This is a genomic window from Halomonas sp. ANAO-440, from assembly GCF_019915905.1.
GTDB lineage: Bacteria > Pseudomonadota > Gammaproteobacteria > Pseudomonadales > Halomonadaceae > Halomonas > Halomonas chromatireducens.
Genome location: NZ_JAHXBV010000018.1, coordinates 79,449 through 97,699, shown reverse-complemented (window position 1 = coordinate 97,699; position 18,251 = coordinate 79,449). Strand labels below are relative to the sequence as shown.

The window sequence follows — 18,251 nt, the reverse complement described above, 5'->3', positions numbered from 1 at the left end:
AATCAATCACGCAGTTTCCAGTCCAGCGATTCGCCCGCCTTCAAGGGTACGATCCGCTGCCCGGGGACATAGGGAAGCGACTGGGGTAGCTCCCAGGTTTCGCGTACCAGAGTAACCGTATCGGCATTGCGCGGCAGACCGTAGAAGTCGGGTCCATGATGACTGGCAAACCCTTCCAGCCTGTCCAGCGCGCCTGCCTGCTCGAACGCCATGGCATACAGCTCGATGGCGGCCGGGGCCGTGTAGGCGCCAGCGCAGCCACAGGCGGACTCCTTGTCACCCTGGGCATGGGGAGCACTGTCGGTGCCGAGGAAGAACTTGCCGCTGCCGGACGTCGCCGCCGCCAGCAGCGCTTCGCGATGGCGCTCGCGCTTGAGAATCGGCAGGCAATAGTAGTGAGGACGGATCCCTCCCACCAGCATGTGGTTGCGGTTGAACAGCAGGTGGTGGGCGGTGATGGTGGCCCCCACGTTGGCCGGCGCCTGGGCCACGAAGGCCGCGGCATCGGCGGTGGTAATGTGCTCGAAGACCACCTTGAGCGTCGGGTGCCGCTCGAGCAGCGGCTTCATGACCCGCTCGATGAAGACCGCCTCGCGGTCGAAGATATCGATCTCGCTGTCGGTAACTTCACCATGCACCAGCAGCGGCATGCCCACGCGCGCCATGGCCTCAATCGCCTCGTCGCAATGCGCCAGGTCCGTCACACCTGAAGCCGAATTGGTGGTGGCTCCGGCGGGATAGAGCTTGACGGCATGAATCATGCCACTGGCATGAGCGCGCTCGATTTCCGCCGCCGGCGTATCGTCGGTGAGATAGAGGGTCATCAGCGGCTCGAAATCCGAACCCTGGGGCCGGGCCGCCAGGATGCGCTCGCGATACGCCTGCGCCTGATCCGTCGTGGTGACAGGGGGCTTCAGGTTCGGCATGATGATGGCACGCCCCATCTGCCGGGCAGTCGCAGGCACTACGGCCTGAAGCGCATCGCCATCGCGCAGGTGAAGGTGCCAGTCGTCGGGTCGGGTCAGCGTAATAGCGTTCACGGCATGTCCTGTTGTCAGCTGTAGTCGGCTGTGATCGGCAGATAATCGGGAGCGATAGTATACCGTAAGCTGCCGCCGCCTTGGCGCTCCAATGGCCAAGCGCCCCTGCAGTCGGCATGACTGGTGGCATCCGGCCGTGGCGGCTGGACAATCTTCCGGGGTGAGGCCTCAAACCGCAGCAAGTCGAGCGGAATTGCCGTATCATCGACGCCGTTTTCACCCCAAGAGACGTTGCCATGCCCAGGGTTCGCCACTACGCCGATATCGTCGCCATTCTGGCCGGCCTGATGTGGATTCTGGTCTTCTGGTCGATCAGTGTTTCCGCCCGCCTCGACAGCATCGAGCCCACTCTGGCCGCCCTGCTCGCCCTGGGAGCCATGATACTGGTCAGCTTTGTTCACCGCCCCTTTCGCGTCCACCTCAGCCGCTATCACGTACGCAAGCGCCGCACCGAAATGTGGATGCACATCCTGGCGCTGCCCATGGCCCTGGCCCTGCTGCTGGGTGGCCTGATCGAAACGGTGATCGCCCCGCTCAGCGGTCAGCAAAAAATGCTGCTTTTCAATGTCCTCGCCACGGCCGGCTGGGTCGTCTATGTCATGACCCTGGTTATCAAGTTCGTTCATCACCTGCTGCGAAGACGCCGCCACCGTTCGAGCGGCACCTGACGGGAAGCTCGCCTAGCTAGCTGCCGAAGCGGTCGGCACGGAACGGCGACATCTCCACTGCAGGCTCCTCTCCCTCCATCATTTCGGCCAGTACCCGACCGGTGGCTGGCCCCAACGTAAACCCCTGATGTCCATGGCCGAAGGCGAACCATAGACCATCGTGCCGCGGGGCCGGGCCAATGACCGGCTTCATGTCCGACAGACAGGGGCGTGCGCCCTTCCAGGGCTCGGGGTCCAGGCGATCCCCCAGCGATGGATAGATCCTTCGAGCCTCCCGCTCGGCGGCGGCGAGTTGACCGTAGTGGGGCGGCGCATCGAGAGGTTTGAGCTCTGCACCGGTGGTCAGCCGGATGCCAGCGCGCATGGGAGCCAGGATATAGCCGACCTCGACATCGGCAAGCCAATACTGCAGTCGCCGGGCCTCCTCGGCGGCGTAGTGCATGTGATAGCCCCGCTTGACGAAGGTAGGCATGCGATAGCCAAGGCGTTTCATCCAGCCGCCGGCCCAGGGGCCCAGGGCCATGACCACATCCTGTGCCTCATGCATGCCCCCGTCAGTCTCCACCCGCCAGCCCCGCCCATTCCGGCTGACATCCTGGATCTCTGACTGTACGAAGCGGCCACCCTCGCGCTCGAAGCTGCAAGCATAGGCAGCCACCAGGCCGCCCGGATCTTCGACACCCCATGAATTCGTCCAGTGAATCGCGCCGATGGCTCGATCCGAAAGCTGGGGTTCACGCCGGTTGAGCGCGGTCCGGTCAAGCGCTTCATGGGTCACCCCGAAGCGCTCGGCGGCCTCACGAGCCTCCTGCCGGCGCGCGTCCAGCCCGGCCTGACTGCGATAGACCTCGAGCCAGCCGTCCTTCCTGATCATGGCCCCGGCATCCGCCGCCTCGATCATCGGCTCGTGCTCCTGGGTCGACAGCATGATCAGCGAGGCATATTCGGGGATGATGCGCGCATGACGCCGAGGCATGGAGTGGCGCCAATAGCCGAACAGTGGCCCGGCAGCTTCCAGCATGCCACGAAGGTTATAGCGGATATCCACCCGGCGATTGGGCAGAACGGAAAGGAGCTTGCCCACCCCCTGGGGAAAGGGGTAGGGGCGGACGGCCTCGCGTTGAATCAGACCACCGTTGCCGAATGAGGTCTCCTGCCCCGGCGGGCGGCGGTCGACCAGCAGCACCGACCGGCCACGGCGGGCCAGGTGCCAGGCAATGGAGACCCCGACCATGCCGGCCCCCAGAACGATGGTTTCGCGAGACATGCCTCTCCTCCAGGTTTGCGCAGACGGTGCCCCCGACTCCCGACCGAAGGCGAGGGCTCATTCTACCAGCGCTGCCAGCACGGCGCCGATGGATTCCCGCGCCACCTGAGCCGGATCAAGAGATCGGCTCGAGGAAGGGACCATCGAGAGACTGGATGACGGAAAAGGGGCTCAGGAGCGATCTGCGGCGTTCTGAACCTGAAGCTTGGTACGAATGAAGTCGGAGTGGCTCACGTGCAGCAGGTCGGCCAGCCCGCGGATACGGTGCTCTTCCAGGGCATTATGCCCCTCTTCCGCATCCGCGTAGGCCAGCACCCACATCATCCGGACCAGCTCACGGCGCTGGTCATAGGAGTAGTGCTGCTTGACCAGGCTAACGAACTGATAGTGATCCACCGAGGTCTCGACCTCTTCCCTGGCCATCTCCATCAGCTCTTCGACGGCGGCGTCCTTCAGATGGAAATGATGCTGAAGCAACTGCCGCAGGGCATCGAGCTGCGTCTGGTCGGTGTGGTAGTCGGCGCGCATCACCTCGCACAGCAGTGCGGCGGCGGCCAGCTCCAGGGTCGGCGCAGGATCGGAGCTGGACTCCGGCTCGGCAAGGGCTTCCTGAAAGAACCGCGTGATGCTGGCAAGCATATCGATCTCCCGACTGTATTCGGACATCAGACAGGCGTTTTAGGCTCGGCGTTCCCCCGGCTCAGTAGCCCATCACCCCCGGCAGCCAGGTAACCAGCCCGGGCAGGGCAATCAGGATCAGGATGGTCGCAAGTATCGGGATCAGGAACGGCAAGACCGAGATCACGATCTGGGAATAGCGCAGCCGCGTGATACCCACCATCAGAAACAGCACTGTACCGAAGGGCGGGGTAATGACCCCCACCGACAGGGTGATGACCATGACGATACCGAAGTGGATCGGATCCAGGCCGGCGGCCAGCGCTGCCGGCACGACGATCGGCGTGAAGATGAGAATGCTCTCGATCACCGACATGAAACAGCCCACCACCAGGAAGAACAGTGCAAAGGCCAGCAGCAGCATGATCGTCGGCATGTCGACGCCCGCCACCTGCCCCGCCAGGGCCTGGGGAATACCGATGCGAACCAGGATCCAGCCGTAGAAGCTGGAGACCGCAATGATCAGCAGAATGGCGGCACTGAACATCAGGGTGCGGACGAAGGAGGCATAGAGGTCACGGAGCTTCAGGTCTCGATAGACCAGCGTGCCCAGGATGATCGCATAGATGGACGCTACCGCCCCCGCCTCGGTGGGCGTGAAGAAACCGGTCCAGATACCGCCGACGATGATCGCCGGCATCATTAACGGCAGTAAGGCCCGCCTGCCGGTTCGGATGACCTCCTTGCCATCGAAGGGTGTCGCCGGCGGCATGGCCACCCGCTTGCCGGCACCCAGCACCAGCGTCATGCCCATCAACAGCAGTGCCATGAGAATGCCGGGCACAAGCCCTGCCATGAACAGGGCCCCGATACTGACATTGGCCAACCAGCCGTAGACCACCAGCGCAATGCTCGGCGGAAGGATGGGGCCAATCACGCTCGAGGCCGCCGTGATGCCGGCCGAATAGCCCAGATCGTAGCCCCTCTCCTTCATGGCCTTGATCTCGATGCTGCCGAGGCCTGCCGCATCGGCTACCGCGGTGCCGGACATGGTGGCGAAGATCGAGCTGGCCACCACGTTGGCGTGCCCCAGGCCGCCCTTGGTAAAGCCGACCAGCGCCGTGGCGAAGTCGAAGATACGGGTGGTGGTCGAGCCGGTATTCATGATGTTGGCCGCCAGAATGAACAGCGGAATCGCCAGCAGGGTGAAGTTGTTCAGCGTCTGCACCATGCGTAGTGAGAGCAGTTCCACGGGCAGGCCACTGGCGCCAGTGACACCCAGTGCAATGAAGGAGGTGATGCCGATCGCCACCACCACCGGCAGGCCGATGGCCATCAGCAACAGCAGCCCGCCCACGAAAATCATCAGTTCCTGCATCAGTCCGCCTCCTGGGATGAACTCGCCACGGCGTGCCATTCCACCGGGCCACGCAGGGCCTGCCAGGTCGCCAGTAGCGTCATGCCGGCGAAGCCGATGAAGATGCCGTAATAGAGGTAGGTGAAGCTGATACCCAGGGAAACGGTACGGTTATTGGCGCTGGCGATCGACATGGCAAGGGAGCCATAGGCCGCCATGCCGAAGAAGCCTGCCGAAAGCAGGGCCACGAGCCGGTATTGGATATGCCGGGCCAGGTTACCCAGCCGGTGGCTGAACAGGTCGACCAGCAGGTGCTCGCCGCGCACCCAGGCGGAGAGGGAGCCGAAACCCACCGCATAGATGGCCAACAGCGTTGCAACCTCCTCCGTCCAGGCCATGCTCAACCCGATGATGTCACGGACCACGATGGCGGCAACGATCAACACCAGCACCCCGGCCAACAGCAGCACGCCCAGGGCGTCGCAGGTTCGCGTGATGACCTTGAGCAGGTGATAGGCCAGCCGGTCGACACCGCTGGCGGGGGGTGGGGATGTCGTCAAGTTGTTGTCCTCCAGGCAGGAAACGCCAGCGGCGTCCCATAGGGGCGCCGCTGGCAGGAACGGTCAGTGACGGGCTCGATCAGTCGTCGCTGACGTCACCCAGGGCATCGTCCATCACGCCATCGGCCATCTCGGAGAGGATACGCTCGATGGCAGGCAGGCCGGCCTGACGGAACGGCTCGACATCGGGCTCGATGATGGTCATGCCGTTGGCTTCAAGCTGCTCGAGATAGTACTCGTCGAGCTCACGCTCCACCTCGGTGCCATGCTGGCGCGCGACATGGATGGCCTCGGTGATCACCTCCTGGTCCTCGGCATCCAGGCCCTCCCACCAACGCTTGCTGGCCACCCAGTTCCACGGGAACATCACATGGCTGGTCATGATGATATGGTCCTGCACTTCCCACAGGCGGCGCGTATAGGGCGAAGAGAGCGAGTTCTCATGACCGTCGACCTGACCGGTCTGCATGGCCAGATAGATCTCGGGAGCCGGCACGTTGACCACCTGGGCACCGATCTCCTCCCAGACCTCGAGCCACACCGGCAGCGACGGCAGGCGCATCCGGAAGCCGGAAAGATCGTCGGGGCTGTGAATGGCCTTGTTGGCGGTCATCTGCCTCGGGCCGCGGTGCTGGGTGCCGAAATACTTGATGCCGCCCTTCTCCTCGGCGATCTCCACCAGCCGCTGGCCAGAAGGGCTCTCCATGTAGGCGTCGACCTCGTCCCAGGTCGAGAACACGAAGGGAACGGTGATGGCGTCATACTCGGGGGCATACTGCTGACGCCAGTTGCCGCCGGTAATGGAAATCTGGGTCTGCCCCAGATTGAGAAGCTCGAGGACGGAATTCTCGCCGCCCAGGGAGCCAGCCAGGAAGGGGCGAACGTTGAAACGCCCCGGGGCCTGCTCTTCCAGGTATTCGGCGAAACGTTCGACGGCGGCGCTTTCCGAGCCGCCCTCGCTCATGGTGTTGTTGACCTGAATCTCTATGGTGCTGGCGGCGGCAAAGGGGGCGGCACTGAGTATTCCCAGAGCGACCAACGAGCCTAGCAGTGACTTTCGCATCGTGCTCTCCTGACAATTATCGTTATTGAGGGCTTATCGTCGTGGTTTGATCTTGAAACAACCGCGGGGCTGGCTCAAATCGGCTTTGATGAAGGCAGCCTTCGCCAATCACGATGGCTACTCAATGCCACACCATCCCACAGCCAGCGCCTATGGGCCTTGAGCACACGACCAAAGGCTAATACCAGAAGGCCCTCCATGGGCTGCCAATGGCATGAGGTAGCCTCGCGATTGTCCATTACGCCATACGGAGCATTCATCATGCACGAAGCCACTTCCATTGCCTTCATCACTGGTGCGACCTCGGGCATCGGCCAGGCCTGTGCCCACCGCTTCGCCGCTGCCGGATGGGGGCTGGTGCTGACCGGACGGCGCGAATCACGCCTGGAAGCCCTGCGCCAGGCGCTCGGCGACACGGTGCCTGTGCATGTCGCCCCACTGGACGTCACCGATCACCGGGCGATAGAAAAAGTGGTGAGCGACCTTCCACCCCCTTTCGATAACATCCGTCTGTTGCTCAACAATGCCGGCGTGGCGCTGGGCAAGGGTCCAGCCCAGGAGGCCGACCTTGAAGACTGGCACGCCATGATCGATACCAATGTCAAAGGCCTGGTGAGTGTGACCCGATTGCTTCTACCTCGGCTGATCGCCCACGGCGAAGGCGCCACCGTGATCAACATCGGCTCCATTGCCGGCCATACGCCCTACCCCGGCGGCCACGTCTACGGCGCCTCGAAGGCCTTCGTCGAGCAGTTCAGCTACAACCTGCGCTGCGACCTGAGCGGTACCGGGGTGCGCGTCACCGACCTTGCCCCCGGCATGACCGAGAGTGAATTCACGCTGGTGCGCATGAAGGGCGATCAGGGCAAGGTCAAGGACTATTATAGTGGAACCCGCTCTCTCCAGCCGTCCGACGTGGCCGAGCAGGCGCTGCATGTCGCCGAACTCCCCGCCCACGTCAACATCACGCGGCTCGAGGTCACCCCGCTGTGCCAGCAGTGGTCGCCCTTTACCATCGTGCGCGACAGCTGAGCCGGCTCAGGCCGGGGCCGTGAGATGATCCACCAGGTGTCGCGCGATAACCGGCAGGGCATCGTACTGCCGGACGCCGATCACCAGTTCACGCCTGGCCCATTCGTCGCTCAGGGGGATGCTTCTCAGCTGCAGATCCCCCAGCTCGCGATAGATCGTCCGCTCCGGCAGCACGCCGACCCCCATGCCATGATGGATCATGCGACAGATGGCATCGAAGCTGCGCACCTGGATGCGCATGCGCAGCGTCTTTCCCGCGCGGCCCGCCTGCTCATGCAGCAGGGACTGCAGCGAGGTGTCCTGTTGAAGGCCGATGAAATCATGATCGGTGGCCTCGTGAAGATAGATGGACGACCGATCCGCCAGCGGATGATCGCGTGGCGTCATCAGCACCAGTCGATCACTGCGATAGGGCAGCAGTTGGAGGGTGTCGCAGGCAACATGCCCGGCGAAGATACCCACGTCGGTCAGGCCATCACGAACGGCAGCGATCACCTCCGAGCTGATACGCTCCTGGAGGTCGATCTTGATCTCGGGGTAGAGCCGGGAGAAGGCACTCAGGTCCTGGGGCAGAAAGGCAATGATGGCCGAGGTGTTGGAATGGATACGTACGTGCCCCCTCACGCCCTCGCCATATTCGCTCAGCTCCGCCCGAAGGCGTTCGATGTCTTCGAGGATCCGGCGGGCGTGATGCAGGAAGGCATGCCCTGCCGGGGTCAGCTCCACGCCTCGAGGCCGGCGATACAGCAGCGAGGTGCCGACCAGCGACTCGAGATCGCTGATGCGCTTGCTGACTGCCGCCAGCGCCATGTGCTCCCGCTCCGCCGCTGCGGTCAGCCGGCCTTCATCGGCAATCGACACGAAGAGCTTGAGCGTCATGAAATCAAAGCGTCGCACGGCTTGGTATCCTCCGGGCCGGTTACGGGGCTACCCGTAGATCTTACGCCATGTCTTCGCCATGGACGAACCCTGGCTTCCCCTTTGCTGAATTGTTGCCACCCTTCCGGTCCCGCATCCTGAAGGGTATCTGTGCAAGGAGTGCTTACCATGTCGAACCCGCAAGACCGTCGCCTGCCGCTTGAGGGCTTGAAGGTTCTCGAACTCGGCCAGCTGATAGCCGGTCCCTTTGCCACCAAGCTGCTCGGCGAGTTCGGTGCCGACGTGATCAAGATCGAGCCGCCGGGAACCGGCGATCCACTTCGCAAATGGCGAATGATAGAGGATGATACCTCGCTCTGGTGGCACGTCCAGACACGCAACAAGCGCTCGCTCTCGCTGGACCTGCGCAGCCAGGAAGGACAGGCCCTGGTGCGCCGTCTCGCTGTCGAAGCCGACGTGCTGGTGGAGAACTTCCGCCCCGGGACCCTGGAGGGCTGGGGGCTAGGCTGGGAGGCGCTCTCGGCCATCAATCCGGCATTGATCATGGTGCGCGTCTCCGGCTATGGCCAGACCGGCCCCTACCGGGACAAGCCCGGCTTCGGCGTGATCGGCGAAGCCATGGGCGGGCTGCGCTACCTCACCGGCCACCCTGGCGAGCCCTCGGTTCGGGTGGGCGTCAGTATCGGCGACTCGCTCTCCGCCCTCTATGCCGTTATCGGCACCCTGCTTGCGCTACAGGAGCGCGCCCGCAGCGGGCAGGGCCAGGTCATCGACGTCGCGCTCTACGAATCGGTCTTCGCCATGATGGAGAGCCTGCTGCCGGAATATGACGCCAGCGGCGAGATCCGCGAGCCCAGCGGCAGCGCCCTGCCCGGCATCACCCCGTCAAACGCCTACCGCTGCCGAGGGGGCGACTATGTGCTCATCGCCGGCAACGGCGACAGCATCTTCAAGCGCCTGATGGGGGTGATCGGCCGCGACGACCTGGCCCAGGAGCCGGCTCTCGCCCATAACGACGGACGCAGCCGGCAGGCCGAACGCATCGACGGCGCCATCGAAGCCTGGACCCAGGCGCGCTCTCGCGACGAGATCATCGAAAAGCTCGAAGCCGCCCGAGTCCCCGTCGGCTACCCCTATACCGCCGCCGATATCGCCAGCGATCCTCACTACCTGGCCCGGGAGATGATCCAGACCTTCATCCGACCCAATGGCAAACCGCTCAAGGTTCCCGGTGTCCTCCCCAGGCTGAGCGCCACTCCCGGCAGGCTCGGAAACGGCGGCCCGTCGCTCGGGCAGCACACCGACGAGGTACTGGACGAGCTGGGTATCGATGACGAGACCCGGGTCAAGCTGCGCCAGGCAGGCATCATCTGAAGAATCCCAGGAGAGCCCCATGACACCCTTGCAGATCAACGAGGTGGCACCCCGCGACGGCCTGCAGATCGAAGCCGCCTTCGTCCCCACGGCAGACAAGATCCGCCTGATCGACGCCCTGTCGGCCACTGGCCTGGCACGAGTCGAGGCGACTTCGTTTACCTCGCCGAAAGCCATTCCCCAACTGCGGGACGCCGAAGAGGTCGTACGCGGCATCCGTCGCCGGGAAGCGGTGGGCATAACCGTGCTGGTCCCCAACCTGCGCGGCTGCGAACGGGCACTCGCCTGCGGCGTGGATGAGATCAACCTGGTGATGTCGTCGAGCGACTCCCACGGCCTGGCCAACCTTCGCATGACACCGGCCCAGTCGCTGGAGCGATTCGCCACTATTCTCGAAGTGACGACCGGAAGCGGCGTGTTCGTCAACGCTTCGCTCTCCACCGCCTTTGGCTGCCCTTTCGAAGGCGACGTACCACAGGCGCAGGTACTGGAACTGATTGGCGAACTGGTCGATATGGGCATCGACGGCATTACGCTCTGCGACACCACCGGCATGGCCAATCCGGTGCAGGTCGGCAGGCTGTGCGAAGACGTGCTGGCGCGCTGGCCGAACACGCCCTTCACCCTTCACTTCCACAATACCCGGGGCATGGGGCTGGCCAACGCCCTCTCCGCCTGGCAGGCGGGAGTCACCCGCTTCGATGCCTCGCTGGGCGGGCTGGGCGGCTGTCCCTACGCACCCGGTGCCACCGGCAACGTCTGCACCGAGGACCTGGTACACATGTTCGAGCAGATGGGGGTGGATACAGGCGTCGACCTGGATGCGCTGCTGGCCGTTTCGGCCACCCTTCCCGCACTGATCGGCCATGAGACCCCCGGGCAGGTGGTCAAGGCGGGCAAAGCGGATCGCCGCTATCCCATGCCCCGAATCACTAGGCCCACGCCGAACCCCTAGGCCACGGTCTCGCCGATTCCCTGGACGACATAGTCCCGCGCCACGCCGATGTGGTAGTCGATGGCCTCGCGGCAGCGGCCGGGCTCACCGCTGGCCAGGGCGTCGAGCAGCAGCCAGTGGGAGGTCGAGATGCTGTCGGGGTCGGCATGGGTCTTGCCGATCAGTGCGATGCAGAGACGTAGCTCGTGGGTGATGTCATCGAACGCCTTGAGCAGGCGCCGATTGCCGGAAAAAGCGATCACCATGCGGTGGAAGACCAGGTCCTCCTCGATCTTGCGGCTCTCGCTGTCGCCGCTGGCGACCTCGCACATGACCTCCACCTGGCGTCGCAGCTTCTCTTCCTTGTCGACGTCGAAATTATCCACCAGGCGCGCCATGGCATGGCGCTCAAGGCACAGGCGGAGATCGAAGATGTCGTTGAGCTCGGCGGCGTCCAGCGCGCGGACGAAGAAGCCCCGCCGGGGCTGGGATACGAGCAGGCCACGGCTTTCCAGCAGGCGCGCCGCCTCGCGTACCGGGGCGCGGCTGACTCCGAGGTCGCGGGCCAGCTGGACCTCGGACAGGCGTTCGCCTGGCGCAAATTTCTGGCCGATGATCGCCTGGGTCAGGTAATCGGCGACTTGCTCCACCAGGTTGCGCTGCTGAATGAACGTGGAATCACCTATAGCGTTACTTGAAGACATGCTGACTAGTCTCATGGAAGAGATGTTGAGCCTAGAGTATGACCCAAGCACACTAGCTGTCGACCGTCGATTGCCGACTGTCGACAGTTTAAATTTCGACTGCTATGGTCAATAGGAATGCTCAAGAATGTCACCAATCTCTCGGCATCGTTAAACAAGACAGCAACGATAAAACAAAAAGGAAAGCCATAATGATGATGAAGACACCGTTGGCCATCGCCATCGCCGCCTTGGCCTTTACGTCCACAGCCGCCATCGCCGAGGAGCCCCGATCCGGCGGCACCATCAACACCATCATCCAACCCGAGCCCCCGGGCCTGGTACTTGGCATGGTACAGAACGCGCCGACCCGAGTCGTGGCAGGCAATATCTACGAGGGTCTGCTGCGCTACAGCACCGACCTCGAGCCAATGCCACAACTGGCCGAATCCTGGGACGTCAGCGATGACGGCCTGACCTGGACCTTCCATCTGCGCGAAGGCGTACTCTGGCACGATGGCGAACCCTTCACGTCTGCCGACGTGGTCTTCTCGGCCGACGTCTTTCACCGTGAGCTGAACCCCAGTGCCCGTGCCGTGCTGCAGCACGTCGAAAGCATTGAGGCGACCGACGACCATACCGTGGTCTTCACCCTGTCCGACCCCTTCGGTCCCTTCCTGCTCTCCTTCGAGGCCGGCACCTTCACCATGGTGCCCAAGCACCTCTATGAGGGCACCGACTTCCGCGACAACGAACACAACAACCACCCCATCGGCACCGGTGCGTTCAAGTTCAAGAACTGGGACCGTGGCACCGTCATCGAACTGGTTCGCAACGACGACTACTACGAGGACGACCTGCCTTACCTTGACGGCATCAACTGGCACATCATTCCCGATGGCGCCTCCCGTGCCGTGGCCTACGAGAACGGCACCGTCGATGTCCTGCCCAACGGCACGGTTGAGAACTTCGATATCCCGCGGTTGTCCGCCATGGACAACACCTGCATCACCGACGAGGGTCACGAGTACTTCAGTCCCTTCGCCATGCTGTGGATGAACAACCGCGAGGGTCCCACCGCCGACAAGCGGTTCCGCCAGGCGGTGATGTACGCCATGGACCGTGAATTCGCCCATGAAGTCCTCTGGAACGAGCTCGGTAACGTTCCGCTTTCCGCCTTCGGTTCCAATGCCCGTTTCCAGAACGACGAGCTCGAGCCCTACGACCATAATCCGGAGCGGGCCCGTGAGCTGCTCGAAGAGATGGGCTATGACGGTGAGGAGGTTCGCCTGCTGCCGCTGCCCTACGGCGAGACCTGGACCCGCTGGGCCGAGGCCGTGCAGCAGAATCTTCGCGAAGTCGGCGTGAACGTACGCACGCAGTCCACCGATGTCGGCGGCTGGAACCAGCGCCTCTCGGAGTGGGACTACGACATGGCCTTCACCTTTCTCTATCAATATGGGGATCCGGCGCTGGGCATCACCCGCTCTTACCTTTCGGACAACATCGAGAAGGGCTCCCCCTGGAACAACGTCGGAGGCTACGAGAACGAGCGGATCGACGAGCTGTTCAACGAGGCAGCCACCGCCTTCCCTGACGAGGAGCGTGAAGCGCTGTACATGGAAGCTCAGGAAATCCTCCATGAGGACGTTCCGGTGGGTTGGCTGATGGAGCTCGGCTTCCCGACCATCTACCGCTGTGACGTGAAGAACCTGGTCACTTCCGGCGTGGGGGTCAACGACGGCTTCAAGGATGCCTGGCTAGACCGCTAATCCATTAGCGTACCAAGCGGGGGCGGTCTGACCGCCCCCGCTGTCCCGGTAAGCACTGATCGAAAGCACTGATCCATGGGCGGTGTCGAGCGCGACATGGATCAGGGCTTCCATCCGATTGTTGAGGCTCCCGCATGCTCTATGCACGCTTGATCCTGATGCGGCTGCTCAAAGCCGTCGTCGTCCTGTTCATGATCATCATCTTCAATTTCTTCCTGATCCAGATGGCACCCGGGGATCCCGCCGCCATCCTGGCCGGCGAGGCCGGCGCCACCGATCAGGAGTTTCTGCGCCAGCTGCGCGAACGCTTCGGCCTCGACCAGCCCCTCTATGTTCAGCTGTGGCGTTATGTCTCCGGCATCGCCATGCTCGATTTCGGTTACTCCTATCGTCAGCAGATGCCGGTTCTCGACCTGATCCTGGCTCGGCTGCCCGCCACTCTTCTGCTGACCGGCACGGCTTTCGTGCTATCGCTGGCACTCGGCATCGTCGCCGGCTCCATGGCCGCCGCCCGGGTCAAGAAGCCCTCCGGCTCCATCATCATGGCGCTGGCCCTGATCTTCTACGCCACGCCGCTGTTCTGGGTGGCGCTGATGTCCGTGGTACTTTTCTCAGTCTACCTCGGCTGGCTTCCCGCCTACGGCATGTACACCGTGGGGGCAGGACTCGACGGCTTTGCCCTGGTGCTGGACGTGGCCAAGCATCTGGTGCTGCCCGCCACCACCCTGGCGCTCTTCTTCATGGCCATCTATACCCGCATGACTCGCGCCTCCATGCTGGAAGCCAGCCAGCAGGACTACGTCAAGACCGCTCGCGCGAAGGGATTGAGCCCCAGGGTCATTCAGCGACGTCATATCCTGCGCAACGCCTTGCTGCCGATCATTACCCTGGCCGGCCTGCAGGCGGGCCAGATGGTGGGTGGCGCCATCCTCACCGAGACCGTGTTCGCCTGGCCCGGCATCGGCCGCCTGATGTATGAGGCGCTGATGCAACGCGATTACAACCTGCTGCTTGGTATCTTCTTCTTCTCCGCGGCGCTGGTCATCGTGTTCAACATCATCACCGACCTGGTCTACCGCCTGGCGGATCCGCGTATCAAGGAGGGCTCATGAGCTTCTTCGCCCGTTTCGCCCAGAACCGTGGTGCCCTGATCGGCCTGATCATTCTGTTGACGATCATCCTGATGGCCCTGCTCGCCCCCTTCCTCTACCCCGATTCGCCCTGGCGCATGGTACAGCGCCCCTTCCTGGCCCCCATGGAGGTGGAAGGCTTCCTGCTGGGTACCGATACCATGGGCCGTGACGTCGCCGCCGGCATCATGCACGGCGCCTGGGTATCGCTGTTGATCGGTCTCGTCTCGACGACCGTGGCACTGGCGATCGGTGTCCCCCTTGGCGCCATCGCCGGCTACTACGGCGGCCTCATCGACGATGGCCTGATGCGTTTCACCGAGTTCTTCCAGACCATTCCCAACTTCGCCCTGGCGATTGTGCTGGTGGCGATCATGCAGCCCAGCGTGACCTCCATCGTGCTCGCCATCGCCATCGTCAGCTGGCCACCGGTTGCCCGCCTGGTTCGAGCCGAGTTCATGTCGCTGCGCCACCGCGAGTATGTGGAAGCAGCCCGACTCGTCGGCCAGACCAACCGCACGATCATCCTGCGTCAGATCCTGCCCAACACCCTGTCGCCGATCATCGTGCTCGCCTCGCTGATGGTGGCCACCGCCATCCTGCTCGAGTCGGCGCTCTCCTTCCTGGGTCTTGGCGACCCCAACGTCATGTCCTGGGGCTACATGATCGGCGCCGCCCGGACCGTAATTCGCCAGGCCTGGTGGCTGAGCTTCTTCCCGGGTCTTGCCATCCTGCTGACGGTGCTGGCACTCAACCTGGTGGGTGAGGGTCTCGATGACGCACTGAACCCCAAACTTTCCCGCGAACGCTGATAAGCGCCGAACCGTCAACAAGGAGTGTCCCATGAGTGAACCCGTACTCAGCATTCGCGGCCTGACCATCGCCCTGCCCAAGGGCGCCGATCGGCCCTACGCCGTGGAGGAGGTCAGCTATGACGTGGAGCGCGGCGAGATCATGTGCGTGGTGGGCGAATCCGGCTCGGGCAAGTCCATGGCGGCCAACGCCCTTATGGGGCTGCTGCCAAAGGGCGTCCGCCCTACCGCCGGTGAAGTGATCTTCGATGGCCAGGATCTGCTGACGCTCACCGAAAAGCAGCATCGCAAGCTTCGCGGCCTGCATATCGGCATGATCTTCCAGGAGCCCATGACGGCCTTGAACCCCTTGATGCGGGTCGGTGCTCAGATCGCCGAGGTCTTCGAGGCCCACGGCAAGTACAACGGCAAGGAACGCGAGGTCCGGGCGCTGGCACTGCTGGAGGAAGTGGGCATACCCCAGCCCGACAAGGCCATTCGCGCCTACCCCTTCCAGCTCTCCGGCGGCCAGCGACAGCGGGTAATGATCGCCATGGCGCTGGCCCTGGAGCCAAAACTCCTGATCGCCGACGAACCTACCACGGCCCTCGACGTGACCACCCAGGCGCAGATCCTGGAACTGATCCGGGACCTGCAGAAGCGACGCGGCATGTCGGTGATGTTCATTACCCACGACTTCGGCGTGGTGGCCGAGGTCGCCAACCGGGTCTGTGTCATGCGCTACGGCCAGATCGTCGAGCTCGGCACAGCCAGCGAGGTACTCGAAAACCCGCAGCATGAGTACACCCGCGCACTGATCGAGGCGATACCCAGCAACATCATTCCCGAAGCCCGCGGCGGCGAGCGGCCTGCCCCCCTGCTGGAGGTGAACGGGCTCAACAAGGTGTTCCGTTCCAAGGGCGGCCTGTTCAAGGCGGCCCGGGAGGTTCGCGCCCTGGACGATGTCTCCTTCACCCTGGCCCCCGGCGAAACCGTCGGCATCGTCGGCGAGTCGGGCTCCGGCAAGTCGACCCTGGGTCGCTGCGTTGTGCGTCTCGAACGCCCCGACAGCGGCACGCTCTCACTGGCCGGCACCGACTTCACCACACTGACCGGCGAGGAACTCCGCCGCCAGCGCTGGCGCGTGCAGATGATATTCCAGGACCCCTACGCCTCGCTGAACCCGCGTACCCGCGTCGGATACGCGATCGCTCAGGGTCCCATGGCCAACGGCGTTTCCCGGGAGCAGGCCATGAAGCAGGCCGGGGAACTGCTGGACCTGGTGGGCCTCGGCGCCGTGGCTGTCGACCGTTTCCCCCATGAGTTCTCCGGCGGCCAGCGACAGCGCATCGGTATCGCACGAGCCTTGGCCTTGAACCCCGAGCTGATCGTCGCCGACGAGGCGGTATCGGCGCTGGATGTCTCGATCCAGGCCCAGATCCTGGAACTGCTGGAGGACCTCAAGCAGAAGCTGTCGCTGTCGCTGCTCTTCATCACCCATGACCTGCGGGTGGCGGCCCAGATCTGTGATCGGATCATCGTCATGCAGCATGGCCGTATCGTCGAGCAGGGCACTGCCCAGAACGTCTTCCTTTCGCCCAAGGAGGCCTATACCCGCGAGCTGCTTGAGGCCATTCCGGGTCGCGCCCATGAGCTGGAAAGCGCATGAACGAACAAGGACACCGAATGGAAGCCCTACTCAAGGAGATTGTTGCCGTCGTTGGCGCAGGCAATGTGCTGACCGGCACCGACGTTGCTCAGCGGCGGGTCGACTGGCTGACCGGCGCCCCCTGTCAGGCCGGGGCCATCGTGCGACCTGCCGATACCAGCGAGGTTTCCGCCGTGATGCGCCTTTGCCATGCAGCCAACCAGCCGGTTGTGACCCATGGCGGCCTGACCGGACTGGTGCATGGTGGAGAAGTCTCCCCCGACGAACTCGCCATCTCGTTGGAACGACTGACCGCCATCGAGGCGGTGGATCTTGTCGGTGGCACCATGACCGTTGAGGCGGGTGTCCCCCTCCAGCGGGTACAGGAGTTGGCCGATGAGCACGACGTCCAGTTCCCGCTGGACCTGGGTGCGCGTGGCTCCTGCACCATCGGCGGCAATATTGCCACCAATGCCGGCGGTGTGCGGGTCATTCGCTACGGGATGATGCGCCAGCAAGTGCTGGGACTCGAAGCCGTGCTGGCCGACGGCACCGTGGTCAGCTCCATGAACCACATGCTCAAGAACAACGCCGGCTACGACCTCAAGCAGCTGTTTATCGGTAGCGAAGGCACCCTCGGCATCGTGACCCGGGCGGTGCTCCGCCTGCAGCCGAAGATGAGCAGCGAACAGACCGCGCTGGTGGCCTGCCCCTCGTTCGAGGCGCTTACGGGCCTTTTGCAGCATATGAGCCATACCCTCGGAGGAAGCCTCGGTACCTTCGAGGTCATGTGGCGCAACCACTATGCGCTACTCACCGTGGAGAGCGGCCGGCATACGCCCCCCCTGCCCACCCACTCGCCGTTCTACGTGATCATCGAGTCCCTGGACATCGATGACGAAACCAATGCAGCACGCTTCGGCCAGGCGCTGGAGTCCGCCTTCGAGGCAGGCCTGATCGTCGATGCCGTGCTGGCACAGTCCGACAATCAGCGTCGCGGCATCTGGGATATCCGCGAGGACATCGAGGGGTTGATACTGAATCTGGCTCCTCTGTTCACCTTTGACGTAAGCCTCCCCATCCCTGAAATGGAGGCCTATACGGACGGGCTCGAAGCCGCCTTGCGCCGAGACTGGCCCCAGGGACGCATGGTGGTATTCGGCCACCTGGGAGACGGCAACCTGCACGTCTCGATCAGCGTGGGAAGCACCACCGCCGAGGTACGACGAGCCGTGGAACAGCTAGTTTACAGCCCGCTGGCCGAGCTGGGCGGCTCGATTTCCGCCGAGCATGGCATCGGGCTGGAGAAGCGTGACTACCTGGCACTCTCGCGCACCCCCGAGGAGATCGCCTTGATGCGCACCCTGAAACAGGCGCTCGATCCTCGCAACCTGCTCAACCGCCACAAGGTGCTGGCCCCGGAGTCCTAGCCGCC

At 63.6% G+C, this 18,251-nt stretch carries 17 protein-coding genes; 9 read left to right on the top strand and 8 right to left on the bottom strand.

Going from position 1 to position 18,251, the window contains the following annotated elements:
* Window positions 1-2: 2 nt before the first annotated feature.
* Window positions 3-1,040, bottom strand: a complete 1,038-nt coding sequence (pyrC, locus tag KZO25_RS13600; protein ID WP_223137376.1) for a dihydroorotase — start codon at window positions 1,038-1,040, stop codon at window positions 3-5.
* A gap of 236 nt (window positions 1,041-1,276) precedes the next feature.
* Between pyrC and KZO25_RS13595 the strand changes: the two genes are divergently transcribed.
* Window positions 1,277-1,708 carry a hypothetical protein gene (locus KZO25_RS13595; protein ID WP_066446105.1) on the top strand — a complete coding sequence of 144 codons (432 nt, stop codon included), beginning with the start codon at window positions 1,277-1,279 and terminating at the stop codon, window positions 1,706-1,708.
* A gap of 16 nt (window positions 1,709-1,724) precedes the next feature.
* Here the strand turns inward: KZO25_RS13595 and KZO25_RS13590 are convergent, their stop codons facing one another.
* The 5 genes from KZO25_RS13590 to KZO25_RS13570 form a co-directional block, all read right to left on the bottom strand.
* Entirely contained in the window at window positions 1,725-2,975 is a 1,251-nt protein-coding gene (locus KZO25_RS13590; protein WP_223137375.1) for an NAD(P)/FAD-dependent oxidoreductase, read from the bottom strand.
* Between the two features lie 171 nt (window positions 2,976-3,146).
* Entirely contained in the window at window positions 3,147-3,614 is a 468-nt protein-coding gene (locus tag KZO25_RS13585) for a TerB family tellurite resistance protein (RefSeq protein ID WP_223137374.1), read from the bottom strand.
* Between the two features lie 61 nt (window positions 3,615-3,675).
* Complete coding sequence (locus KZO25_RS13580) at window positions 3,676-4,971, bottom strand: TRAP transporter large permease (RefSeq protein WP_066446090.1); 1,296 nt, start codon at window positions 4,969-4,971, stop codon at window positions 3,676-3,678.
* Entirely contained in the window at window positions 4,971-5,510 is a 540-nt protein-coding gene (locus tag KZO25_RS13575) for a TRAP transporter small permease (protein ID WP_066446088.1), read from the bottom strand. The genes KZO25_RS13580 and KZO25_RS13575 overlap by 1 nt, the downstream gene beginning before the upstream one ends.
* 79 nt (window positions 5,511-5,589) lie before the next feature.
* Window positions 5,590-6,573 (bottom strand): TRAP transporter substrate-binding protein, encoded by a 984-nt coding sequence (locus KZO25_RS13570; RefSeq protein WP_066446086.1) that lies wholly within the window; start codon window positions 6,571-6,573, stop codon window positions 5,590-5,592.
* A gap of 261 nt (window positions 6,574-6,834) precedes the next feature.
* Here KZO25_RS13570 and KZO25_RS13565 point away from each other — a divergent pair, with 261 nt between their 5' ends.
* A complete protein-coding gene (locus KZO25_RS13565) occupies window positions 6,835-7,605 on the top strand; it encodes an SDR family NAD(P)-dependent oxidoreductase (protein WP_223137373.1) in 771 nt (256 codons plus the stop codon).
* A gap of 6 nt (window positions 7,606-7,611) precedes the next feature.
* Here KZO25_RS13565 and KZO25_RS13560 read toward each other — a convergent pair whose 3' ends face one another.
* Complete coding sequence (locus KZO25_RS13560) at window positions 7,612-8,502, bottom strand: LysR family transcriptional regulator (RefSeq protein ID WP_066444793.1); 891 nt, start codon at window positions 8,500-8,502, stop codon at window positions 7,612-7,614.
* Between the two features lie 150 nt (window positions 8,503-8,652).
* Here KZO25_RS13560 and KZO25_RS13555 point away from each other — a divergent pair, with 150 nt between their 5' ends.
* Window positions 8,653-9,858: a CaiB/BaiF CoA transferase family protein gene (locus KZO25_RS13555; protein WP_066444796.1), complete on the top strand. Its 1,206-nt coding sequence runs from the start codon at window positions 8,653-8,655 to the stop codon at window positions 9,856-9,858.
* Window positions 9,859-9,877: 19 nt separating this feature from the next.
* Window positions 9,878-10,813: a hydroxymethylglutaryl-CoA lyase gene (locus tag KZO25_RS13550; RefSeq protein WP_223137372.1), complete on the top strand. Its 936-nt coding sequence runs from the start codon at window positions 9,878-9,880 to the stop codon at window positions 10,811-10,813.
* Here KZO25_RS13550 and KZO25_RS13545 read toward each other — a convergent pair.
* Window positions 10,810-11,496 carry a GntR family transcriptional regulator gene (locus tag KZO25_RS13545; RefSeq protein ID WP_223137371.1) on the bottom strand — a complete coding sequence of 229 codons (687 nt, stop codon included), beginning with the start codon at window positions 11,494-11,496 and terminating at the stop codon, window positions 10,810-10,812. The genes KZO25_RS13550 and KZO25_RS13545 overlap by 4 nt on opposite strands.
* A 197-nt stretch (window positions 11,497-11,693) precedes the next feature.
* Between KZO25_RS13545 and KZO25_RS13540 the strand changes: the two genes are divergently transcribed.
* The 5 genes from KZO25_RS13540 to KZO25_RS13520 all read left to right on the top strand — a co-directional run bounded on the left by KZO25_RS13540 (window position 11,694) and on the right by KZO25_RS13520 (window position 18,246).
* Window positions 11,694-13,247, top strand: a complete 1,554-nt coding sequence (locus tag KZO25_RS13540; protein WP_223137383.1) for an ABC transporter substrate-binding protein — start codon at window positions 11,694-11,696, stop codon at window positions 13,245-13,247.
* 134 nt (window positions 13,248-13,381) lie between these two features.
* Window positions 13,382-14,359: an ABC transporter permease gene (locus KZO25_RS13535; RefSeq protein ID WP_066447424.1), complete on the top strand. Its 978-nt coding sequence runs from the start codon at window positions 13,382-13,384 to the stop codon at window positions 14,357-14,359.
* Window positions 14,356-15,189, top strand: a complete 834-nt coding sequence (locus KZO25_RS13530) for an ABC transporter permease (RefSeq protein ID WP_223137370.1) — start codon at window positions 14,356-14,358, stop codon at window positions 15,187-15,189. Before KZO25_RS13535 ends, KZO25_RS13530 begins: the two co-directional genes overlap by 4 nt.
* Window positions 15,190-15,220: 31 nt before the next feature.
* The gene (locus tag KZO25_RS13525) at window positions 15,221-16,837 is read left to right on the top strand and encodes an ABC transporter ATP-binding protein (protein WP_223137369.1); all 1,617 of its coding nucleotides are present in this window, start codon (window positions 15,221-15,223) and stop codon (window positions 16,835-16,837) included.
* A gap of 17 nt (window positions 16,838-16,854) precedes the next feature.
* Complete coding sequence (locus KZO25_RS13520) at window positions 16,855-18,246, top strand: FAD-binding oxidoreductase (RefSeq protein WP_066447432.1); 1,392 nt, start codon at window positions 16,855-16,857, stop codon at window positions 18,244-18,246.
* Window positions 18,247-18,251: the final 5 nt, after the last annotated feature.